Annotated in this window: 10 protein-coding genes and 1 riboswitch; of the genes, 1 reads left to right on the forward strand and 9 read right to left on the reverse strand. The window is 37.2% G+C overall.

Annotated elements, in window-relative coordinates; translation table 11 throughout:
* Positions 1 to 43: 43 nt before the first annotated feature.
* The gene (gene scpA / locus BW951_RS13860) at positions 44 to 2,161 is read right to left on the reverse strand and encodes a methylmalonyl-CoA mutase (protein WP_076393844.1); all 2,118 of its coding nucleotides are present in this window, start codon (positions 2,159 to 2,161) and stop codon (positions 44 to 46) included.
* Positions 2,162 to 2,374: 213 nt separating this feature from the next.
* On the opposite strand from scpA, the gene BW951_RS13865 reads away from it, so the two are divergent.
* The gene (locus BW951_RS13865) at positions 2,375 to 2,638 is read left to right on the forward strand and encodes a hypothetical protein (protein ID WP_076393846.1); all 264 of its coding nucleotides are present in this window, start codon (positions 2,375 to 2,377) and stop codon (positions 2,636 to 2,638) included.
* Positions 2,639 to 2,726: 88 nt separating this feature from the next.
* On the opposite strand, the gene BW951_RS13870 is transcribed toward BW951_RS13865, so the two are convergent.
* The 8 genes from BW951_RS13870 to BW951_RS13910 all read right to left on the reverse strand — a co-directional run bounded on the left by BW951_RS13870 (position 2,727) and on the right by BW951_RS13910 (position 18,634).
* A complete protein-coding gene (locus BW951_RS13870; RefSeq protein ID WP_076393848.1) occupies positions 2,727 to 5,696 on the reverse strand; it encodes a reprolysin-like metallopeptidase in 2,970 nt (989 codons plus the stop codon).
* 106 nt (positions 5,697 to 5,802) lie between these two features.
* Positions 5,803 to 7,914 (reverse strand): prolyl oligopeptidase family serine peptidase, encoded by a 2,112-nt coding sequence (locus tag BW951_RS13875; RefSeq protein WP_076393850.1) that lies wholly within the window; start codon positions 7,912 to 7,914, stop codon positions 5,803 to 5,805.
* A gap of 72 nt (positions 7,915 to 7,986) precedes the next feature.
* Entirely contained in the window at positions 7,987 to 8,652 is a 666-nt protein-coding gene (locus BW951_RS13880) for a hypothetical protein (protein WP_076393852.1), read from the reverse strand.
* Positions 8,653 to 8,902: 250 nt separating this feature from the next.
* Entirely contained in the window at positions 8,903 to 9,988 is a 1,086-nt protein-coding gene (gene prfA, locus BW951_RS13885; protein WP_076393854.1) for a peptide chain release factor 1, read from the reverse strand.
* Between the two features lie 980 nt (positions 9,989 to 10,968).
* Entirely contained in the window at positions 10,969 to 12,261 is a 1,293-nt protein-coding gene (locus BW951_RS13895; RefSeq protein WP_076393858.1) for an APC family permease, read from the reverse strand.
* A 3-nt stretch (positions 12,262 to 12,264) separates the two neighbouring features.
* Entirely contained in the window at positions 12,265 to 14,688 is a 2,424-nt protein-coding gene (locus tag BW951_RS13900) for a TonB-dependent receptor plug domain-containing protein (RefSeq protein WP_076393860.1), read from the reverse strand.
* Between the two features lie 94 nt (positions 14,689 to 14,782).
* Positions 14,783 to 14,886, reverse strand: a riboswitch (SAM riboswitch).
* 383 nt (positions 14,887 to 15,269) lie between these two features.
* On the reverse strand, positions 15,270 to 18,107 hold the full coding sequence (locus BW951_RS13905; RefSeq protein WP_076394120.1) for an alpha-amylase family glycosyl hydrolase: 2,838 nt from the start codon (positions 18,105 to 18,107) through the stop codon (positions 15,270 to 15,272).
* Between the two features lie 236 nt (positions 18,108 to 18,343).
* On the reverse strand, positions 18,344 to 18,634 hold the full coding sequence (locus BW951_RS13910; protein ID WP_175608822.1) for a hypothetical protein: 291 nt from the start codon (positions 18,632 to 18,634) through the stop codon (positions 18,344 to 18,346).
* Positions 18,635 to 18,736 lie beyond the last annotated feature (102 nt).

The raw sequence follows: 18,736 nt of genomic DNA on the forward strand, positions 1-18,736 counted from the left end.
TACAGTACAAAAGCTGTGCAACTTATCTGGTGAAAAGGTTAATTTAATTTAAAAATTTATCCAGAATATCTACTGCACACTTCGGAAGGTTGGTTCCCGGACCAAAAATGAAATCGGCACCGTTTGCATACAGAAATTCATAATCCTGCTGCGGAATTACGCCTCCTACAACAATGGTAATATCATCTGCTCCGAGTTTTTTAAGTTCTTCAACCACCTGCGGAACCAGAGTTTTATGACCTGCCGCCAAAGAAGAAACTCCTAAAATATGAATGTCATTTTCTACCGCCTGTTTTGCCACTTCTTCCGGAGTCTGGAATAATGGTGCCACATCCACATCGAATCCCATATCTGCAAAGGCTGTTGCTACGACTTTTGCTCCTCTGTCGTGACCGTCCTGTCCCATTTTGGCGACCATTAATCGTGGACGGCGCCCTTCTTCCTCCTCAAATTTCTGAGTAAGGTGTAAGGCTTTTTCAAAATATTCGTTTTTCCCTGCATTCATGGCGTAAACTCCTGAAATTGTTCTGATGTTGGCTTTATATCTTCCGAAGCTTTCTTCCATCGCATCGCTCATTTCGCCCAGCGTTACTCTTCTTCTTGCGGCTTCAATACATAAGGCTAAAAGATTTCCTTTTCCAGATTTGGCACTTTCACGGATTTCATCTAAAATCTCATTCACCGCCTCAGGATTTCTTTCTGCCTTTATTTTATTTAATCTTTCGATCTGCTTTCTGCGGACTTCCGTGTTGTCGATATCCAGGATTTCAATGGCATCCTGCTTCAGTTCTGATCTGAAAGAATTAACCCCGATAATAAATTCTTCACCACTGTCAATTTTTGCCTGTTTTCTTGCTGCTGCTTCTTCAATCCTCATCTTCGGAATTCCGGCTTCAATAGCTTTTGTCATTCCACCCTCTTGTTCCACCTCATCAATGTATTTCATGGCTTCTTCAATCATTTGCTGTGTAAGACTTTCCACTAAATTACTTCCGCCCATCGGATCTACGACATCGCAGATTCCGCTTTCCTGCTGAAGAATAATCTGTGTATTTCTTGCAATTTTTGCTGAATAATCTGTAGGAAGTGCAATCGCTTCATCCAAAGCATTGGTATGAAGAGACTGTGTTCCGCCCAACGCTGAAGATAATGCTTCAATCGCGGTTCTGGTAATATTATTGAAAGGTTCCTGTTCCGTTAAAGACCAGCCTGAAGTCTGTGAGTGGGTTCTTAAAGCTAAAGATTTCGGATTCTGAGGGTTAAACTGCTTTAATAATTCAGCCCAGATATATCTTGCCGCTCTCATCTTTGCAATTTCCATGAAGTGATTCATCCCGATTGCCCAAAAAAATGATAATCTTGGTGCAAAATCATCAACATTCATTCCCGCTTTTATTCCGGTTCTTACGTATTCTAAACCATCGGCAAGTGTATAAGCCATTTCCAGAACAGGAGTGGCTCCTGCTTCCTGCATATGATAACCGGAAATTGAGATGGAATTAAACTTCGGAATATTCTGAGAAGTATATTCGAAAATATCTGCAATAATCTTCATGGAAGGAGCAGGTGGATAAATGTAGGTATTTCTCACCATGAATTCCTTCAGAATATCATTCTGGATGGTTCCTGAAAGCAAATCCTGAGAAACGCCCTGTTCTTCTGCCGCCACAATATAGAATGAAAGAATCGGCAGAACGGCTCCGTTCATCGTCATGGAAACTGAAATCTGATCCAAAGGGATTTCATTGAATAAAATTTTCATATCCTCCACAGAATCAATTGCTACTCCCGCTTTTCCAACATCGCCCACAACTCTCGCGTGATCGGAATCATATCCTCTGTGTGTCGCCAAATCGAAGGCAACGGAAAGACCTTTTTGTCCCGCCGCCAGATTTCTTCTGTAAAAAGCATTGGATTCTTCTGCCGTGGAAAAACCTGCATACTGACGGATCGTCCATGGTTTCTGAACGTACATCGTGGAATACGGACCTCTTAAATAAGGAGCAATTCCCGGAGAAGTCTGCGTTAATTCCTGATTTTTAACGTCTTCTGCCGTATAAGAAGATTTTAACTGTAAGCCGTCTTTCTCAAAAGGATAGACCTCTGTTTTCTTTTCGGTAATAGTGAATTGAGGAGTTTTATTCTGAACTGCCCTTCTCATAATTTCAGATTTAATAGATGGCTAAAATTACACATTTTTGAGGGAATATTTTTTAAATAAAAAAAGCGAAACTGCAAAACTGCAAAATTGCTTTTTATGTACTCACTAATCGTAATTTTTTAATATCAATTAAAGAAATAAGTACAAACTACAAATAACTGCTAAAACCTTCTTCTGAAATTTAATGAAGGGGAAAAACATTTCCCTTCTGCAATGGCGGTTTTCATATCTGTACGTTATATTCTTCCAACTGTAAATTACATTCTTGCAACTAAAAGTAATATTTTAGCGCCTGTAAGTTACATTCTTGCGCCTGTATTTTATATTCTCACGTCTGTAAGTTATATTCTTCCTGCTGTAAATTACATTCTTGCAACTGAAAGAAGTGTTTTAGCACCTGTAAGTTATATTTTTATATCTGTAAACCATATTGAGATATACAGAAGTATGGTTTTCATTAGATTCTATATTATTTAATACACTTTTTTACATTTTCGGGAATGTTAGATAAAAAAATAATCCGGATAAAGTTTATCCGGATTATTTTGAATCTATGTTAAGAATATTACTTCTTGATTAACTTAGTGCTGTAAGATTTCTCCCCATTTTTAATCGCAATTACATATACCCCTTTTACTAAAGTGGATACATTAATAATCTGATTGCTAAGATCTCCCTGAAGTACCAGTCTTCCATCGGCACTGTAGATTTTGTAATCTGCTTTACCTTTTATATTCTTCACTCCAACAAAGTCTTCTGCCGGATTCGGATATATAGAGATATCGGATTCTGCATTATTTTTAACTTCATCCGTAGCAAGAACTGTATCTGTAATCTTCACTCTGAAGTCCATTGTTCCTCCTGCAGGACTTACAGAACCACAAGCTGAAGTAAGAGGAGTATTAAAATTACCTGCAACTCTCATTAAAGTCGTTTTATCTCCTGAATAAGCAGTTGTAGGAACTGTAAAGCTAGCAGAAACCGCTCTTACACCGGAAGCAGCATTAGGCGTACCACTGTTTGAAAGAACTTTTTCTGAAGCTTCGAATACACCATTTCTGTTATAATCGATCCAGACATTTAGTCCCATCGGATTACTAACATAATCTGAAGTAGACAAACCATATACTGCTACAGAATATGCTGTTCCTTTCACAAGATTAATTACATTGGCAGGAACCTCAGTAATATCTTTATAAGATCTGAAAGTAGCATCTACATAATTGACATTCGCCAACTGAACACGCCCTATTGCTCCAAAGTAAGGAAGCGGACTGTTTAGTACACAATAATCATATCCTGTTCTAAGACCTTTTGTTTTGAAAGTATAAACTCCTGAGAAAGTTCCGGGAACAGTATTTACCACTGCAGCAACTCTTACTTCATAGCTGGTTTCATCCTCAAGTCCCGTTAAAGAAATTGAACTAACACTGCTTGAAGCTGTCGTCCAGTTTGTATCCCCTACTTTTCTGTAGTTTACTGAATATGTTGCTCCGGGTACTGCATTCCATCCTACAATAGCTGATGTTCTCAGTACGTCCAGATCTCTTGTTTTCAAACCTGTAGGCGCATTCGTAGTAGAAGTCGGCGCAGCCGCCACTGTAATTTGTGGAGAAACCGCATAGAATACATTCCCAATTGCAGAAATTCTTAATTTAACAGCACCTGTTAAACTAGCAGGCATTTGCCCTGTATAACTTCCGGTATTTGGAGTTGATGCAACCAAATCCGTCCATGTAGTTCCATTATCCGTTGTATAATCTATCTTTACATTTGATACATTATATGGTGCAGCATTTGTATTTACCGCATCCCACAAGATTGTATTTGAAGCATTGTTGTAAAGTACTGTAGCATCAGTAATTCCATTAAATTTAAATGGTCCGTCGTTACCCACTGTAACTGTTGTTTCTGAAGAAGAAACCATTGGTCTTACCGGGTTTTCGTCTCTTACAGTAACTGCGTACTTTAAAACTCGGGGAATATAAGATACTGTTTCCCAATCAGTTTTATTAATTAAATTACCTGCCATTACAGTAGATAATTTAGGGAAATATCTTCTTCCGCTGGTTGTTCCAAAGTATGATCTTGTTAATGCTCCTACAGGATTGAATCCCCATCCGCTGTCTCCGGAGATAGAACTGGTAGTTCCTACCGTATCATATTGCTCCCAGTTGTATTTGAATGTATCATTTTGCGCATCGGTAGCTGAAGCTTCCAAATAATAAGCTGTTCCTTTAGGAATGGTGTAAGCTGTAAGAGGTGCAATAACCGGAGCGGTATTTGTAGTGATCGTCTGTTCCGTACCACAAGCACTTTTGCTATCAAGATTTGTTAGAATCTGATCAATTGATGAATAGTGAAAATACGCATCAGAATTCAATTGAACGTTATCTGGGGTAATTCCCGCATATGCCATAATTGTTGTTCCTCCTCCGGGTTCAACATTTACAGCCGTTCCTTCTGTAATATTAGAAAACGTATGGTTTCCTCCAAGCTGATGTCCCATTTCGTGTGCAACATAATCGATATCAAATGTATCTCCTACAGGATTTGTATTTTGAGTGAATGCTGATCCTTTTGCTAAAGTAGTGCTTGTTGCAGGATTTGTACAAATACATCCTATACATCCAGCATTTCCATTTCCTCCTGCCGCATTGAAAACGTGACCGATGTCATAATTTGCATTCCCAACTTGAGAAGTTAGGGTTTGCTGTAAATTTAAATTTAAATTACCGGTATAAGGATCTGTCGTTGGATCTGTATAAATAATTCCCGGTAAATTCTGAACAAGTAATTTTATACCAAATTCTTTTTCGAAAACACCATTCACACGGGTCATTGTTGCATTCATTTGGGTTACTGTATTTGTAATTCCTCCTGAAGGATCAAACAGTTTTGTATATTCTCCCGTTGTAGAAAGCGCCAAACGATACGTTCTGTATTTTGTAATAGAAGGTCTGTTTGTAATTCCTACACTAGAAAGATTTTTTTTTCCGTTTTCTAAAAGAGATTTAATATCCTTGATATTTTTTTCTTCTGTACCACATTCAAACCCTTGGTCGCTCTGTGTTCTCTTGGACTTATAAAAAACGCCGTATGTTTTTTTATCCTTAGTAATAGGTTCTATAAACTGAAATACACCATCTTTAATAATCATTGTCTGGATTTCAGTAGGCGATGTACTGAATCTAAGATATTTTGAAGGATCATCCACTCCTACACCTACGTAAGATCCAAGTCCGTAGGTATCTGCCATGGATTTTTCCATAACAGGATTGCTATATACCGCAAACTTTTCAACTTTACCCTCTACAGTCGGTAAAGAAATAATAACAGGTTTTGCTCCGTTTCCTGTTTCCACAGCATCTTTCAAAAGGTCTCTGAGTGATGTTAAGTCTACCTTATAAGCATACTTCACCTCCACTTCTTTTCTAATTTCAGAAACTTTCTGAGAAGACGGCTCCCATCTCTGTGCATAAGCAGAGGTAGCAATACCCGCTAAAGCACAAACCAGTAAAATTCTTTTTTTCATAATAGCCAATTAATATTTTTAAATATTCTAAACAAATATAACTTGAGTGGAAAATTACAAAAAAAATGGCTAACATTTAATATATCAGCCATTTTTAACATTTTGATTATTTTTTCAGGTTTTTAACCCCCATTTCATACAACGCAAAAGAAATAAGATCTGCGTTTTCTCCGATCACCTGTTCCGTAGATCTTCCGGCTCCATGACCTGCGTTTTTCTCAATTCTTAGTAAAATCGGGTTGTTACAAGCCTGTTTTTCCTGTAATTCTGCACCAAATTTAAAAGAATGCGCCGGAACTACTCTGTCATCGTGATCACTCGTGATAATCATGGTTGATGGATAACACGTTCCCGCTTTTACATTATGAACCGGAGAATAAGATTTTAAATAGTCAAACATTTCTTTGTTGTCTTCCGCAGTTCCGTAATCGTAAGACCAGCCTGCTCCTGCAGTAAATTTATTATATCTCAACATATCCAGAACACCTACTCCGGGAAACGCTACTTTAGCTAAATCAGGACGCATCGTCATCGTAGCTCCTACCAGCAAACCACCGTTTGATCTTCCTGAAAGCGCCATGAACTGTTTGGAAGTGTAGCCTTTGCTCTGTAAATATTCTCCTGCTGCGATGAAATCTTCAAAAACATTTTTCTTCTGCATCTTCGTTCCTGCATCATGCCATTTTTTACCATATTCTCCGCCACCGCGAATGTTCGGAACGGCATAGATTCCGCCGTTTTCCATCCAGATTGCATTTACAACAGAGAAAGCGGGCTGCAAACTGATGTTGAATCCTCCATAAGAATAAAGGATCGTAGGATTTTTACCGTTAAGCTTTGTTCCTTTTTTGTAATTGATCATCATCGGAATTTTTGTTCCGTCTTTTGAAGTGTAGAAAACCTGTTCTGAAACATAATCTTCCGGATTGAATTTCACTTTTGGCTTCTGATACACTTCTGATTTTCCTGAGTCTGCATTAAATTTATACGTTGTTCCGGGAGTGATGTAATTGGTAAATGAAAAATACAGCTCTTTTTCTGTTTCCTTGCCTCCAAATCCGGAAACATTTCCTTTTCCGGGAAGGGAAATTTCACGAATCAGTTTTCCGGTTCTGTCATATTGTTTTACCTGATCAATGGCATCAATCATGTAGGTGGCGAAGAAATATCCTCCTCCTGTTGTAATTCCTAAAACATTTTCGGTCTGAGGAATAACATCTTTCCATGTTTCAGGAGCCGGATTTTTGATGGAAGTTTTTACCAGACGCATATTCGGAGCATCTTTATCCGTAAAAATATACAGATCATCACCCTGCGTATCAACAATGCTCACATTGATATCAAAACCTTTATTAATCTGAACAAAATCGCCGCCGTTCTTCAGATCCTTTATATACAGTTCATTTCCGTTGGTTGCGTTGGCTGCGGAAATAATCAGATATCTTTGATCTTCGGAAACTCCCGCTCCTAAATATCTTCTCGGTGTTTTTTCTCCGCCAAAAATCAACTGATCATCGGATTGTTTGGTTCCCAGTTTATGAAAATACACTTTGTGTTTATCCGTCATTCCCGAAAGTACGGTTCCTTCTTTTGGTTTGTCGTAACTGGAATAATAGAAACCTTCATCACCCTGCCATGAAATTCCGCTGAATTTTACATCAACCAAAGTTTCATCAATCTGTTTTTTTGTAACAGCATCGATGATGATGATTTTGTTCCAGTCGCTTCCTCCTTCCGAAATAGAATACGCAGCCAGATTTCCTTTTTTGTTGAAAGACAACTGAGAAAGTGATGTGGTTCCTTTTTCTGAAAATTTATTCGGATCCAGAAAAACTTCGGTTGCTTTTGTTTTGTTATTGGTTCTGTATAAAACCGACTGCGCCTGCAATCCGTCATTTTTATAATAATACGTATATTCTCCTTCTTTGAAAGGTGCCGAAATTTTTTCATAATTCCAGATGTCTCTCAACTGGTTTTTAATTTCATCTCTGAAGGGAATTTTCGAAAGGTAATCCTGACTGTGTTTTACCTCATCATCTACCCACTTTCTGGTGGCTTCAGAATCGTTCTCCAAATCACGGAAGGGATCTGCAACGGCAGTTCCGAAATACGTATCGGTTTGGTTTCCTTTTATTGCTTTTGGATAATTCATTTTTTGTGAATAAAATGTTGCCGAAAAAAGAACTCCGGCTGTTAATAAAATGGGTGTGAATTTCATATTAAGCTATTTTCCCAAAAGTAAGGAATCTGTTTTGAATAAAAAAAGCCGTCTAAAAGACAGCCTGAATTTTTAATTGAGATTTTTCAGATAAAATTCATTCAGCTTCCAGTTTAATTCCTGTGGGCCGCCGTTCCAGTAATAAATGGTTTCGCCAATTTTAACCTGATAAAGATTGAATTTCTGTTCTGTGGAAACAATTTTATCTGCTTTTTTAATCTGATTGGTAACATCAATGAGATATTTTTTCATTTCTCCCGCACCAATATTTTTAATGTCTCCTATATTGAGCATCAGACGATGAGAAGGCACCTTAAAACTTGCTTCGTATGTAACTTCGGAGAACCCGTTTTCTTTAAATCTTTCATCGTTTACGGTTTTAATTTCTTTTACTCTGTATTTCGTATTGGCAAAATTCTGCATCAAAGCACTGAAATAATTTTTAACCTCAACCGAACATTCAGATGCCACATCTGCAGGAAGACCGGCAAGAAAAAGTCTGGTATAATCGTCTATCTTTTCGTTATAAGTGTCTTTAAGTTTGATTCTGTGGGTACTTTCTTTTCCCAGAAAATTAATAAGATAACTGTTGAGTTCTTTTACAGATTCATCATCATATTTTACAAAAGAATTAAAGTAAAGATTAAAAACATTTTCAGGCTTTAGAATATTTTGGGATTTTAAGCTTTGAAAAGAGAAAAGAAGTATTGCCAGAAAGGCAATGTTAAGCATTTTCATAAGTATAGTTCATTTTCAATTTTAGTGTATAAAAAAGCTCCTAAAAAATTAAGAGCTTATATAAATGTACATTATTTATGCGATCAAAAAAGCTTTTGAGGAAATTATTTTTAAACAGGCATCAAAAATCGCCTGTAATAAACTGATTTAAAACAATTTAAAAAATTCATATTTTAAACATTCAATTAATATAAAAATAAAAGTCTCCGAAATACTCCGGAGACTTACAAAAGATTTTATGGTAAAGATTTTATAAACTTTCTTCTTCGCCTTTCATTTTTTCGGCGTTTTCTGCCATGATAACGGCATCGATCATCTCAGAAATATCTCCGTTCATATACGCATCTAAGTTATACATGGATTTGTTGATTCTGTGATCGGTAACTCTTCCCTGAGGATAATTATAGGTCTTAATTTTCGCTGAACGGTCTCCCGTAGAAACCATTGTTTTTCTCTGTGCCGCAATATCTCCCTGAACTTCCTGCAACTTAATGTCGTATAATTTCGCACGAAGCATTTCCATCGCCAGTTCACGGTTGGCTAACTGGGAACGTGCCTGCTGACAAACCACCACCAATCCTGAAGGTTTGTGCGTAAGCTGAACTTTAGTTTCAACCTTGTTAACGTTCTGTCCTCCTGCTCCACCTGAACGTGAAGTCTGCATTTCGATATCTGCCGGATTAATTTCCACATCCACTTCTTCAGCTTCCGGAAGAACCGCAATGGTAATGGCAGAAGTGTGAACTCTTCCCTGAGATTCTGTCTCAGGAACACGCTGTACACGGTGAACTCCGGATTCGAATTTCATGATTCCGTACACGCCTTCTCCTTCCACTTTCATGATGAGTTCTTTGTACCCTTTCGCCGCTTCGTTAGAATCTGTGATCTCGTGTCTCCATCCTTTCGTTTTGAAATACATGGAATACATCCTGTAAATATCTTCCACGAAGATGGCTGCTTCATCACCTCCTGTTCCGGCACGAAGTTCCACGATGACGTTTTTGTCGTCTGCAGGATCTTTAGGAATTAATAAAACTTTTAATTCTTCCTCTAATCCCGGAATTTTTTCCAGTGCTTCGTTTTTCTCGATTTTTGCCAGTTCCACGAAATCTCTGTCGGATCCGTCGGCAATAATTTCGTCGGACTCTTCAATCGTATCCAACGCTCCTTTATATTGATCGTAAACTTTTACAATTTTCCCCAAATCGCTATATTCTTTGTTCAAAGAAGAATATCTTTTTTGGTCTGAAATAACATCAGGCTGTATAATAAGGTCTGCCACCTCATTATATCTCTGTTTTATAGCTTCTAATTTTGGAATTAATGATTTAGACATTATGAAAATTTTGTGGGTGCAAAGATACGGATTATTAATTCAATTTTAAAACTAATAGTTTGTCATCCTGAACGAAGCGTATGCGTATTGAAGAATCTTTTTTTAACTCAATGTTCGGAAGAGTCTTTGAGTTTATTGTTTTTTTAAGCGCAATGTCCGCAGAAGCTTTCTTTTTAAATGATTGCAAATATAATTCTGCTATCATCTGCTGAGTGAAACGCCCTTGCGAACGGATTTTTTTCAAAGCTAGTTCAATTACCCTTGCGAGCTCTGCGTTAAAAAACAATGCTTAATTGTAATGATTTAACACCAAAATTTAAAAGTCAGAAGTTCAAATAATATTCTTAATGATTCAATTCTTTTAACGCAATGTCCGCAAGGTTTTTCTTTTAAATGTTTGTGATTATTTTCGGTCGCAAAGGCGTTTCACTCAGCAAGTGATAAAAATGTATAAATGATTTCTTACGTAATAACTTCTTGAAATTAAAGCGCCTCAAATGATCTCAAAAATATAATTCTGCTATCATTTGCTGAGTGAAACGCCTTTGCGAACGGATTTTTTTCAAAGCTGGTTCAATTATTCCTGCGAACTCTGCGTTAAAAACAATGTTTGATTATAATGATTTAACACCAAGATTTACAAATCATAAGTTCAAATAATCTTCACAAAACTTAACTTCTTAAATAATCTTAATGGTTCAATTTTTTAGCGCAATGTCCGCAAGGTTTTTCTTTTAAATGTTTGTGATTATTTTCGGTCGCAAAGGCGTTTCACTCAGCAAATGATAAGAGTGTATAAATGATTTCTTATGTAATGTTCGTTGAAATTAAGGCGCTTCAAAATGATTTTAAAAATATAATTCTGCTGTCATTTGCTGAGTGAAACGCCCTTGCGGACGGATTCTTTTCAAAGCTGGTTCCATTATCCTTGCGAGCTCTGCGTTAAAAACAATGTTTGATTGTTTTACGATTAATTTAAATCAGCGGGATAATTTCTTATCAATTAAATACAAAACAATTCCCACCGCAACAATTCCTAAGCCGATGATGCTTTCTTTAGGATTATGAATGAAAGTGAAATACAGAATGTAGATACTGAACAATAAAAAAACCGTCGGAAAAACGTAAAAAAGATTGGATTTGAATATTTTCCGGTCTTCTTTTTTAATGAAATATGCCGTAGAAATTGCCAGACTGGCAAACAACTGAAGAATGAATGCTGTGTAAACAAAGATTTCCTTAAAACTTCCTGTGAGAATAATCAACGTTGCAATCACGGCATGGGCAAAAATCGCACGGACAGGAATTCCTTTTTTATTTCCGACCGATAAGGATTTCCAGAGTCGGTTTTCTTTTGCAAAAGCCTGCGTCAAACGAGAACCTACCCATAAATAACCGCTGATGGTGGCGACTAACTGTAGAGCAATAAAAATATTAACTACTTTACCGAAAGTATTTCCCAGCATATTATTGGCAGCTTCCCCCATCACATCTTCTTTTCCCGCCAATTGATTTACCGGAGCGTGTTTCAGCATGATAAAATTAACCAAGAGATAACATACGGTTACGAAAACAGTTCCTACAATGAGTGATTTCGGTAAATTTTTCTGAACATCTTTTATTTCTCCTGCAATGTAGGAAGCAGAATTCCAACCTGTGTAAGAATACGTTACGAAAACCAGAGACGTCGCAAAAGCAGGAAGCATAATTTCCTTTTGCCATGAATTATCTAATTTCAGGCTGTTCCCAATTGTTTCCGATTCTGAAATTCCGATTCCGACGATAATGAGAACAATGATGAACGCAATTTTTATCAGTGTAAAAAAATTATGAAATCTGCTTGAAGCTTTTAAGCTGAATGACAAAAAAACGGAAACCAGAAAGATGATTCCGATGGCAAAGCTGTTTCCAAAAGAAACATCGAAAGCAGAAAGGTATTTCGACATCGCCAATGCAGCCAGTGCAACGGGAGATGAGAAACCGATGATAAGAGAAATCCAGCTTACCAGATAGCCTAAAAGCGGATGATACGTTTCTTTCAGATAAATAAAATCTCCGCCGTTTCCTTTGAAATGGGAACCTAATTCGGCATAGCAAAAGGCTCCGAACAAAGCAAGAATTCCTCCAATGAACCAAAGGAGGAATATGCTGTAGGTATTCGTAATGTCGGTAAGCTGAAAACCGAGTGTTGTAAAAATTCCGGTTCCGATCATATTCGAAACGACAATTGCCACTGCGGTTTTCCAGCCGATCTGATGTGAAGTTGAATTCATTAATTAAAATGTAAAATTAAGCCTTCCGAAGAAATAGTTTCCGAGAGTTCCCATCTGCACCGGAGCATATTTGAAAACCCCAAAATACGAATTTTCATAAATCTGCAGATCCGGAAAGACATCAAACACATTATTGGCTCCGACGGTTAAATTAATATTTTTTGTGAAATCATATCCTACACTCACATCGGTTACTACTTTCGGATTAAATTCCTGAACTCCTCCAAACGGATATCCATCGCGGATTACTTTCCCGAAGTAAGTATTTCTCACCAGAAAATTAAATTTTCCGATTCCGTAATTCAGTCCTAAAGAAGCTTTGGTTTTGGGAGACAGACTTTCGATGATATTGATCTGATCCGGTCCGAAAAATTCATTCTGCGGTGTCTGAAGATTAGCAGGGAAATGGAAATCTGTAATTTTTGTTTCGGTATAATTTCCGGCAAGATTGATGTTTAAATTGCCTCCTCCAATTTTCCAGTCGTAGGCAACTACCAGATCTACTCCTTTGGTTTCCGTATCAACGGCATTGGCAAAAAATCTTCCGCTTTCCACACCATACACCGCCAATCGGTCGTCTGTAATATTACTTGTAATCACGATTCGGTCTTTCACTTTAATTAAATATCCGTCTAAAGTGATTGACAGCTTATTGATCGGCTTTAAAGTAAATCCAACGCTTCCGTTCACCGAAGTTTCCTGTTTTAATTTGTCGAAGCCAAGTGCTTTCGCTGCTTCGCTGTCGTTGTTAAAAATTCCTTTGGTAACAATTGAATTTCCTGTGGTGGAAATATCTGCATAAGAATTGTTAAAATACTGCTGCTGAAGAGATGGTGCTCTGAAGCCGGTTCCCACCGCAGCACGGATTGCATAATTTTTTGCGAATTCGTACCTCACTGCTAATTTTCCGTTCAGTGTACTTCCAAAATCTGAATAGTTTTCGAATCTTCCGGCAAGGTCTACATTTAATTTTTTATCCAGATCATAAGAAACATCGGCATAAACCGCAGTTGAATGTCTGGATTTTGAAAGTGCGTTTTGTGGTGAAAATCCAATGAAAGACTGCGCTCCTCCTGCTCCGGAGATATTATCCGGATTGGTAGTCGCCGTCACAGGATTTCCGAAAATATCATATCTCATATAGGAAGCCTGATCTCCTGCTTTAATGTCGTACTGCTCAAACCTGAATTCTCCACCGAATGCGATATTGAAGTTCCTGATGTTTTTTGAAACATCAAGATTAATTGTATTCTGAAGAAAACTGTGTGCTCCTGCATAAAAATCCGTTGGTGACTTTGCTCCTAAAGATGCATTGACGGTGTTGCTTACATCATAATTGAATGTATTGCTTCCGAATGTATTGCTAAGGTCAAAAAACCAATCGTTTTTATTATATTTTGCTCCGACTGCATAAGAAATGTCATAGATTTTCGAGCCTAAAGTCGGCTGAAAACCGTTTGGATAAATAGAATAAACATTGTTTGAAGTTTCACTCGGCAATCTTCTGAAACCGTAACCCTGCCCTTCTTTGATACTGAAGCCTCCGAAGGAATATATTTTAAATTGATCGTTCAAAGGATATTCGGAATTAAAAAATAACTGCGCCTGCTTTATTTTTGCATCACCGATCTGGAAATTAAAATCATCCCGGGTTAAACCATTGGCAAGAATTTTCTGATCGTCCAGTGCTTTTGCAGCATTAAAATCCGGAGCAAAATCATACGCGAAATTATCACCGTAAATATCAAGATTATGATTCTGCGTTCTTGTTGTTTTTCCTCTTTGGTTTAATTGCAGGGATAAGCTGATATAGCCGTCTTTCTTCCCTAAAGAAGTTCCGTAGTTGGCTGCTGCCTGATACGTTTCGCCATCATTTCTTCCGGAAATTCCGTAATTAAGACTGGCTGTTCCGCCGATATTTTTTTTAAGGATAATATTAATCACTCCTGCAATAGCATCTGAACCGTATTGTGCCGCCGCGCCGTCTCTCAGAACTTCAATTCTGTCGATTGCGATTACCGGAATGGTGCTTAAGTCTGTTCCTACAGAACCGTTTCCTACTGTATTCTGATAATTAACTAAAGAAGTAGTATGTCTTCTTTTTCCGTTAACGAGAACCAGAACCTGATCGGGTCCCATTCCTCTTAAGGTAACAGGATCGATATGTTCTGTACCGTCTGAAGCCGATTGCCGGACTGAGTTGAAAGACGGGATAACATAATTCAGTAAATCCTGAACGGTAGTTTGCGGTGAAGACTGCTGTATTTTTTCGATGTTGATGATGTCTACCGGAACCGGAGTTTCCAGTTTTGTGCGTTTTGCATTTCGGTTTCCTACAATGACCACATCTTCTATCTGCTGTTCTTTTTCCTGTGCCGATAAAAATCCTATTGCTAAAAGGAGTACGCTTACGCTGAGTTTTTTCATTCTATTCAGTGCTTTAAAAAAATTAATTTAAAATGGTTTGCCGAAACAAACATAAAGACCTTCAAGAAGCTGGAATTCATACGGAATACTGACTCACTTATCTTCCCCCAATCGGGTTGGAATTAGCACCTTTTCATCAGAAAATGTCGGTTGCTAAGGTTTCTCAGGGCCAAATCCCTCCACCTTTCTCGATAAATCTACCGCAAAGGTAGACTAATAATTTTAATCTGCAAAAAAAATTGAATTTTGAATTTTTAAGAAATATAAAAATTGTGAATAAGATGTGGATAACTCGTGAATTACCTATTAGGAAAATATTAATTTGATGTTAGTATACAAAAATTAATTGTTGATAAACAATTTTTCAATTGTGAGTAAAATATGAATAACGTATGAGTAAGGTATGAATAAGATATGGACAACCTTCTATTTTAATGTGGAAAACAATGTGAATAAAGTATTGAAAAGCCGTTAGTATCGTATTAACAACCTCTATTTTTATTGCGGATAAAATATGTATAAACAAAAAAAGAGACCGCTTTCGCGATCTCTTATTGTAAACTCTTGAAGTTATCCACAGGTTATTTTACCATCATTTTCTGAATCGAAATTCCCGTATCTGATTTCAAATGAACCAAATACGTTCCTACCGGATAATTTGTTTTTAATTCGTAGGCCCCGTTTTCATTATTTAATTTAAATGAATCCATTTTTTTACCGCTCATATCGTAGATAAAGATTTCCCCATTCTTCGCTTTGTGGTAAATTAATTTTGCCAGACCATTTTTTACAGGGTTATCCGCAATCTGTAAAGAAAGCTTATTTTCAGCATTCACATCCAATGTGGATAAACTTCCCACATAATTTCCGAAAATTCTGAATTCTCCCGGCTGAAGAGTAATCGGAGCCGTTGTAGAAGTTACATTAGAAACAGAGTTATCCATTAGATTCTGCCACTGACCTACATACGGGAAATACGGAACCACGCTTTGAGCTGCCGTTGTGTAATTTGCTAACACCACTACATTTTTCACTCCGTTCGTAATTGCGTTGTCGTAAACGTAAATTCTCGTAATTAATCCATTCGGATCGTTTGCTAAATTATTTGATTCAACAGTATAGGTTTTTGACTTGAAAACCGGATATATATTTTTGAAATTAATAATTTTCGCCCAGGTATCATAAACTGCTTTTCTATTGGTATCTGTATCATATCCCAAAGTAAACGCAATCGGCTTTTCATCGGTTCTGCATCCGTTATTAATGGTTCCGTTCGTACATCTGTTGATGCTGAATTCGTATCCAAGTTCTCCGAACTGCCAGATCATTTTCGGACCAGGAATAGTGAAGAACGTTGCTCCGAAAGCTTTCATTCTGTCTAAAGCTGTATTAAGGTTTTTAACATCATAGCTTCCGTTCACCGCTCCGTAAGCAAGGTTTTTGAACATTAACCTTTCTTCATCGTGACTTTCTCCGTAACCTACCGCTCTCATTTCAGAGAATCCATGCAATGTATGATTCATTCTGTCGAAATTACTGTTTTCTTTATAGCCCATTGTATTCTGGTTATAAGATCCGTTCTGGTTATTCCACATCATCACTCCTTTTCCTTCTGCAACTCTGTAGTTTGCCCACTGCTGCTCTTCCGCATCGGTTCCCAAATGTTCAAAAATCATGTAAGAATTCGGATCAAGAGCCCATTGCTTATCTGCATAGTATTTCAGGATATCTACTCTGTCCTGCTGATAAGCGTTTGTACAGGCTTCATCGTTTTCAGAACAGCTTTGCGTAAATCCTTTTGTTAAATCCCAACGGAAACCATCTACATGATATTCCGTTAACCATTGCTGAAGACATCTTTCAACGTAATATTTCGTTGAAGAACTTGTGTGGTTAAAATCATTGAATACATTATAAGAATGTTTAGGAACCTGATTGAAGTAAGGATTATTGGCAGCAATATCTCCGTAACCGTCTCCATCCGGATCAACATTCCAAAGTCTTGCGAGCGGAGAACGCCCGGTTGCATGATTGAAAGCAATATCCAGAATTACAGCAATTCCGTTCTGGTGACACAGATCTACAAATTCTTTGAATTTTTCTGGTGTTCCGTACGCTTTGTCTAATGCATAATGGAAAGAAGTATTATAACCCCAGGAAAGGTTTCCTTCGAATTCCATGATAGGAAGCAATTCGATCGCATTAATATTCAGATTTTTCAGATATGAAATCTTACTAATTAAAGACTGCCAGTTTTTTTCCTGCGTAAAGTCTCTTAACAGCAATTCATACACCACAAGATTTTCTTTTGCCGGACGCTGGAAATTCGTAACCTGCCAATTGTAAGGAGTCTGTCCTGTTTTAAACATAGAAACCTCAAAACCCTGTCCGGCAGGAAACGCCGGTAAATTCGGATAAGTCGTAGAAGAAATGTACTGATCGTCATAAGAAGAAAGAATCTGTGGAGAGTAAGGATCTGCCACTTTTCTTAAATCATTGGTTCTGTACTGGAAAGTATACAATTGCTGAGGCGTTAATCCGCTTAACTCAATCCAGTATAAATCTGGATTTGCAGTATCTCTTTTCATTAAATAAGCATCATTTACTGCCCAGTTATTAAAACTTCCGATCACATGAACGAAATTTTTAGACGGAGCATACAAAGCCAATCCTACTTTTGTGTTATCAGTTGGATGATAATTGATCCCCTGTCTTATCCATGACGGAATTGCTTCAGAAATCACATTTCTCGGAACCTGCAAAATAAAAGTTGAGCTTTTTGAAGCCGAACCCTGCGTTGCAATCAGCTCCATATTAGCATCTCCTGTTACCGTGTAGTTATAAGAATATGAAGTTGATGCTGTAGAAGTAGAATTTACAACCGTTCCGTTGGCTTTAAGCTGAAAAGTTGCATTTACATTGGTGGTAGCTGTAATGTTAATAGAATTCCCTGTAGGAACAGATGTTAAACTGTTAGCTGCAGGATTTGTCATCGTTAAATTCAAAATCCCTACATTAACAAAAATATCAGGAGTCGTCTGATGTGCACCGGTTTTATCTTTCAGCAAAAAACCGAACCTTCCGATGCCTGTTCTTGCATAAAAAGTTGTCGGTGTAAAAGATAAGAAATAAGTGTCTGTAGCAGCATTATAATTTAATCGATTAGATTCATTGGAATTGTTCCAACTGCCATTTGTCGGGCAATCCTGACTGTTCTGATAATTGGTATCCAGAGACCACGTCCAGATATAAATGGCATTGTTTGAAACTCCCCACGCCGATTCATCAATCTGATTTCCGGGCACAGTTAACGTTATTGCATCCGTCTCATTAAACGGATTCGGGGTAATTGTATAACTTATCTGCCCAAAAATATGAGCAATGACAAACAACAAAATACCGGAATAGAATTTTTTCATATAATTCATCCTTTTAAGGTTAATTCAATACTAAAGTAAATTATTTTTCGAAAAAAAAATCAACTTTTGTTGAAAAACAGAACTTTACCCCAATTAAATAGTATGCTTTGAATAATACTTAACTGATTGAATTATAGAAATAAAAAAACCACTTAAAAAATTAAGTGGTTTAATATATGTTGTTTTGCTTTGATATTGTTTCCTCAGAATTCAGGTGAGAAAACAATGACAATCAATTAATGATGTCCGTGTCCGTGACTGTCGTGTAAGAATGGTCCGTTTCCTTTAGGATTGCTGTAGATTACTTCTACCCCTTCCTGCTCGTTCAGCTGTTTGCTTCTGATGTCTTCCGGATTAAAAGGTTTTACTTTTCCGAAATACTCTTTCAAACCTTCTGTCAACCACATTGGAATTACCAACCCGAAGAACATAAAGATACACCAAAATCCTACAAGGAACATTGTAATGAAGAAAATTGTCCAAAGGAACTGGTAAAACGGCCAAAATGCTGATAAAATCGTTATCATTTTCTTAAAGATTTTAGGCAAAAATAGGACTTTTTATTTTTTTACACAAAAGATATACGTCCTATTTTATTATTTATTTTGATTTTAAACTATTATACCATT

Origin of the sequence: Chryseobacterium gambrini, from assembly GCF_900156825.1 — a bacterium.
GTDB classification, from domain to species: Bacteria; Bacteroidota; Bacteroidia; order Flavobacteriales; family Weeksellaceae; genus Chryseobacterium; species Chryseobacterium gambrini.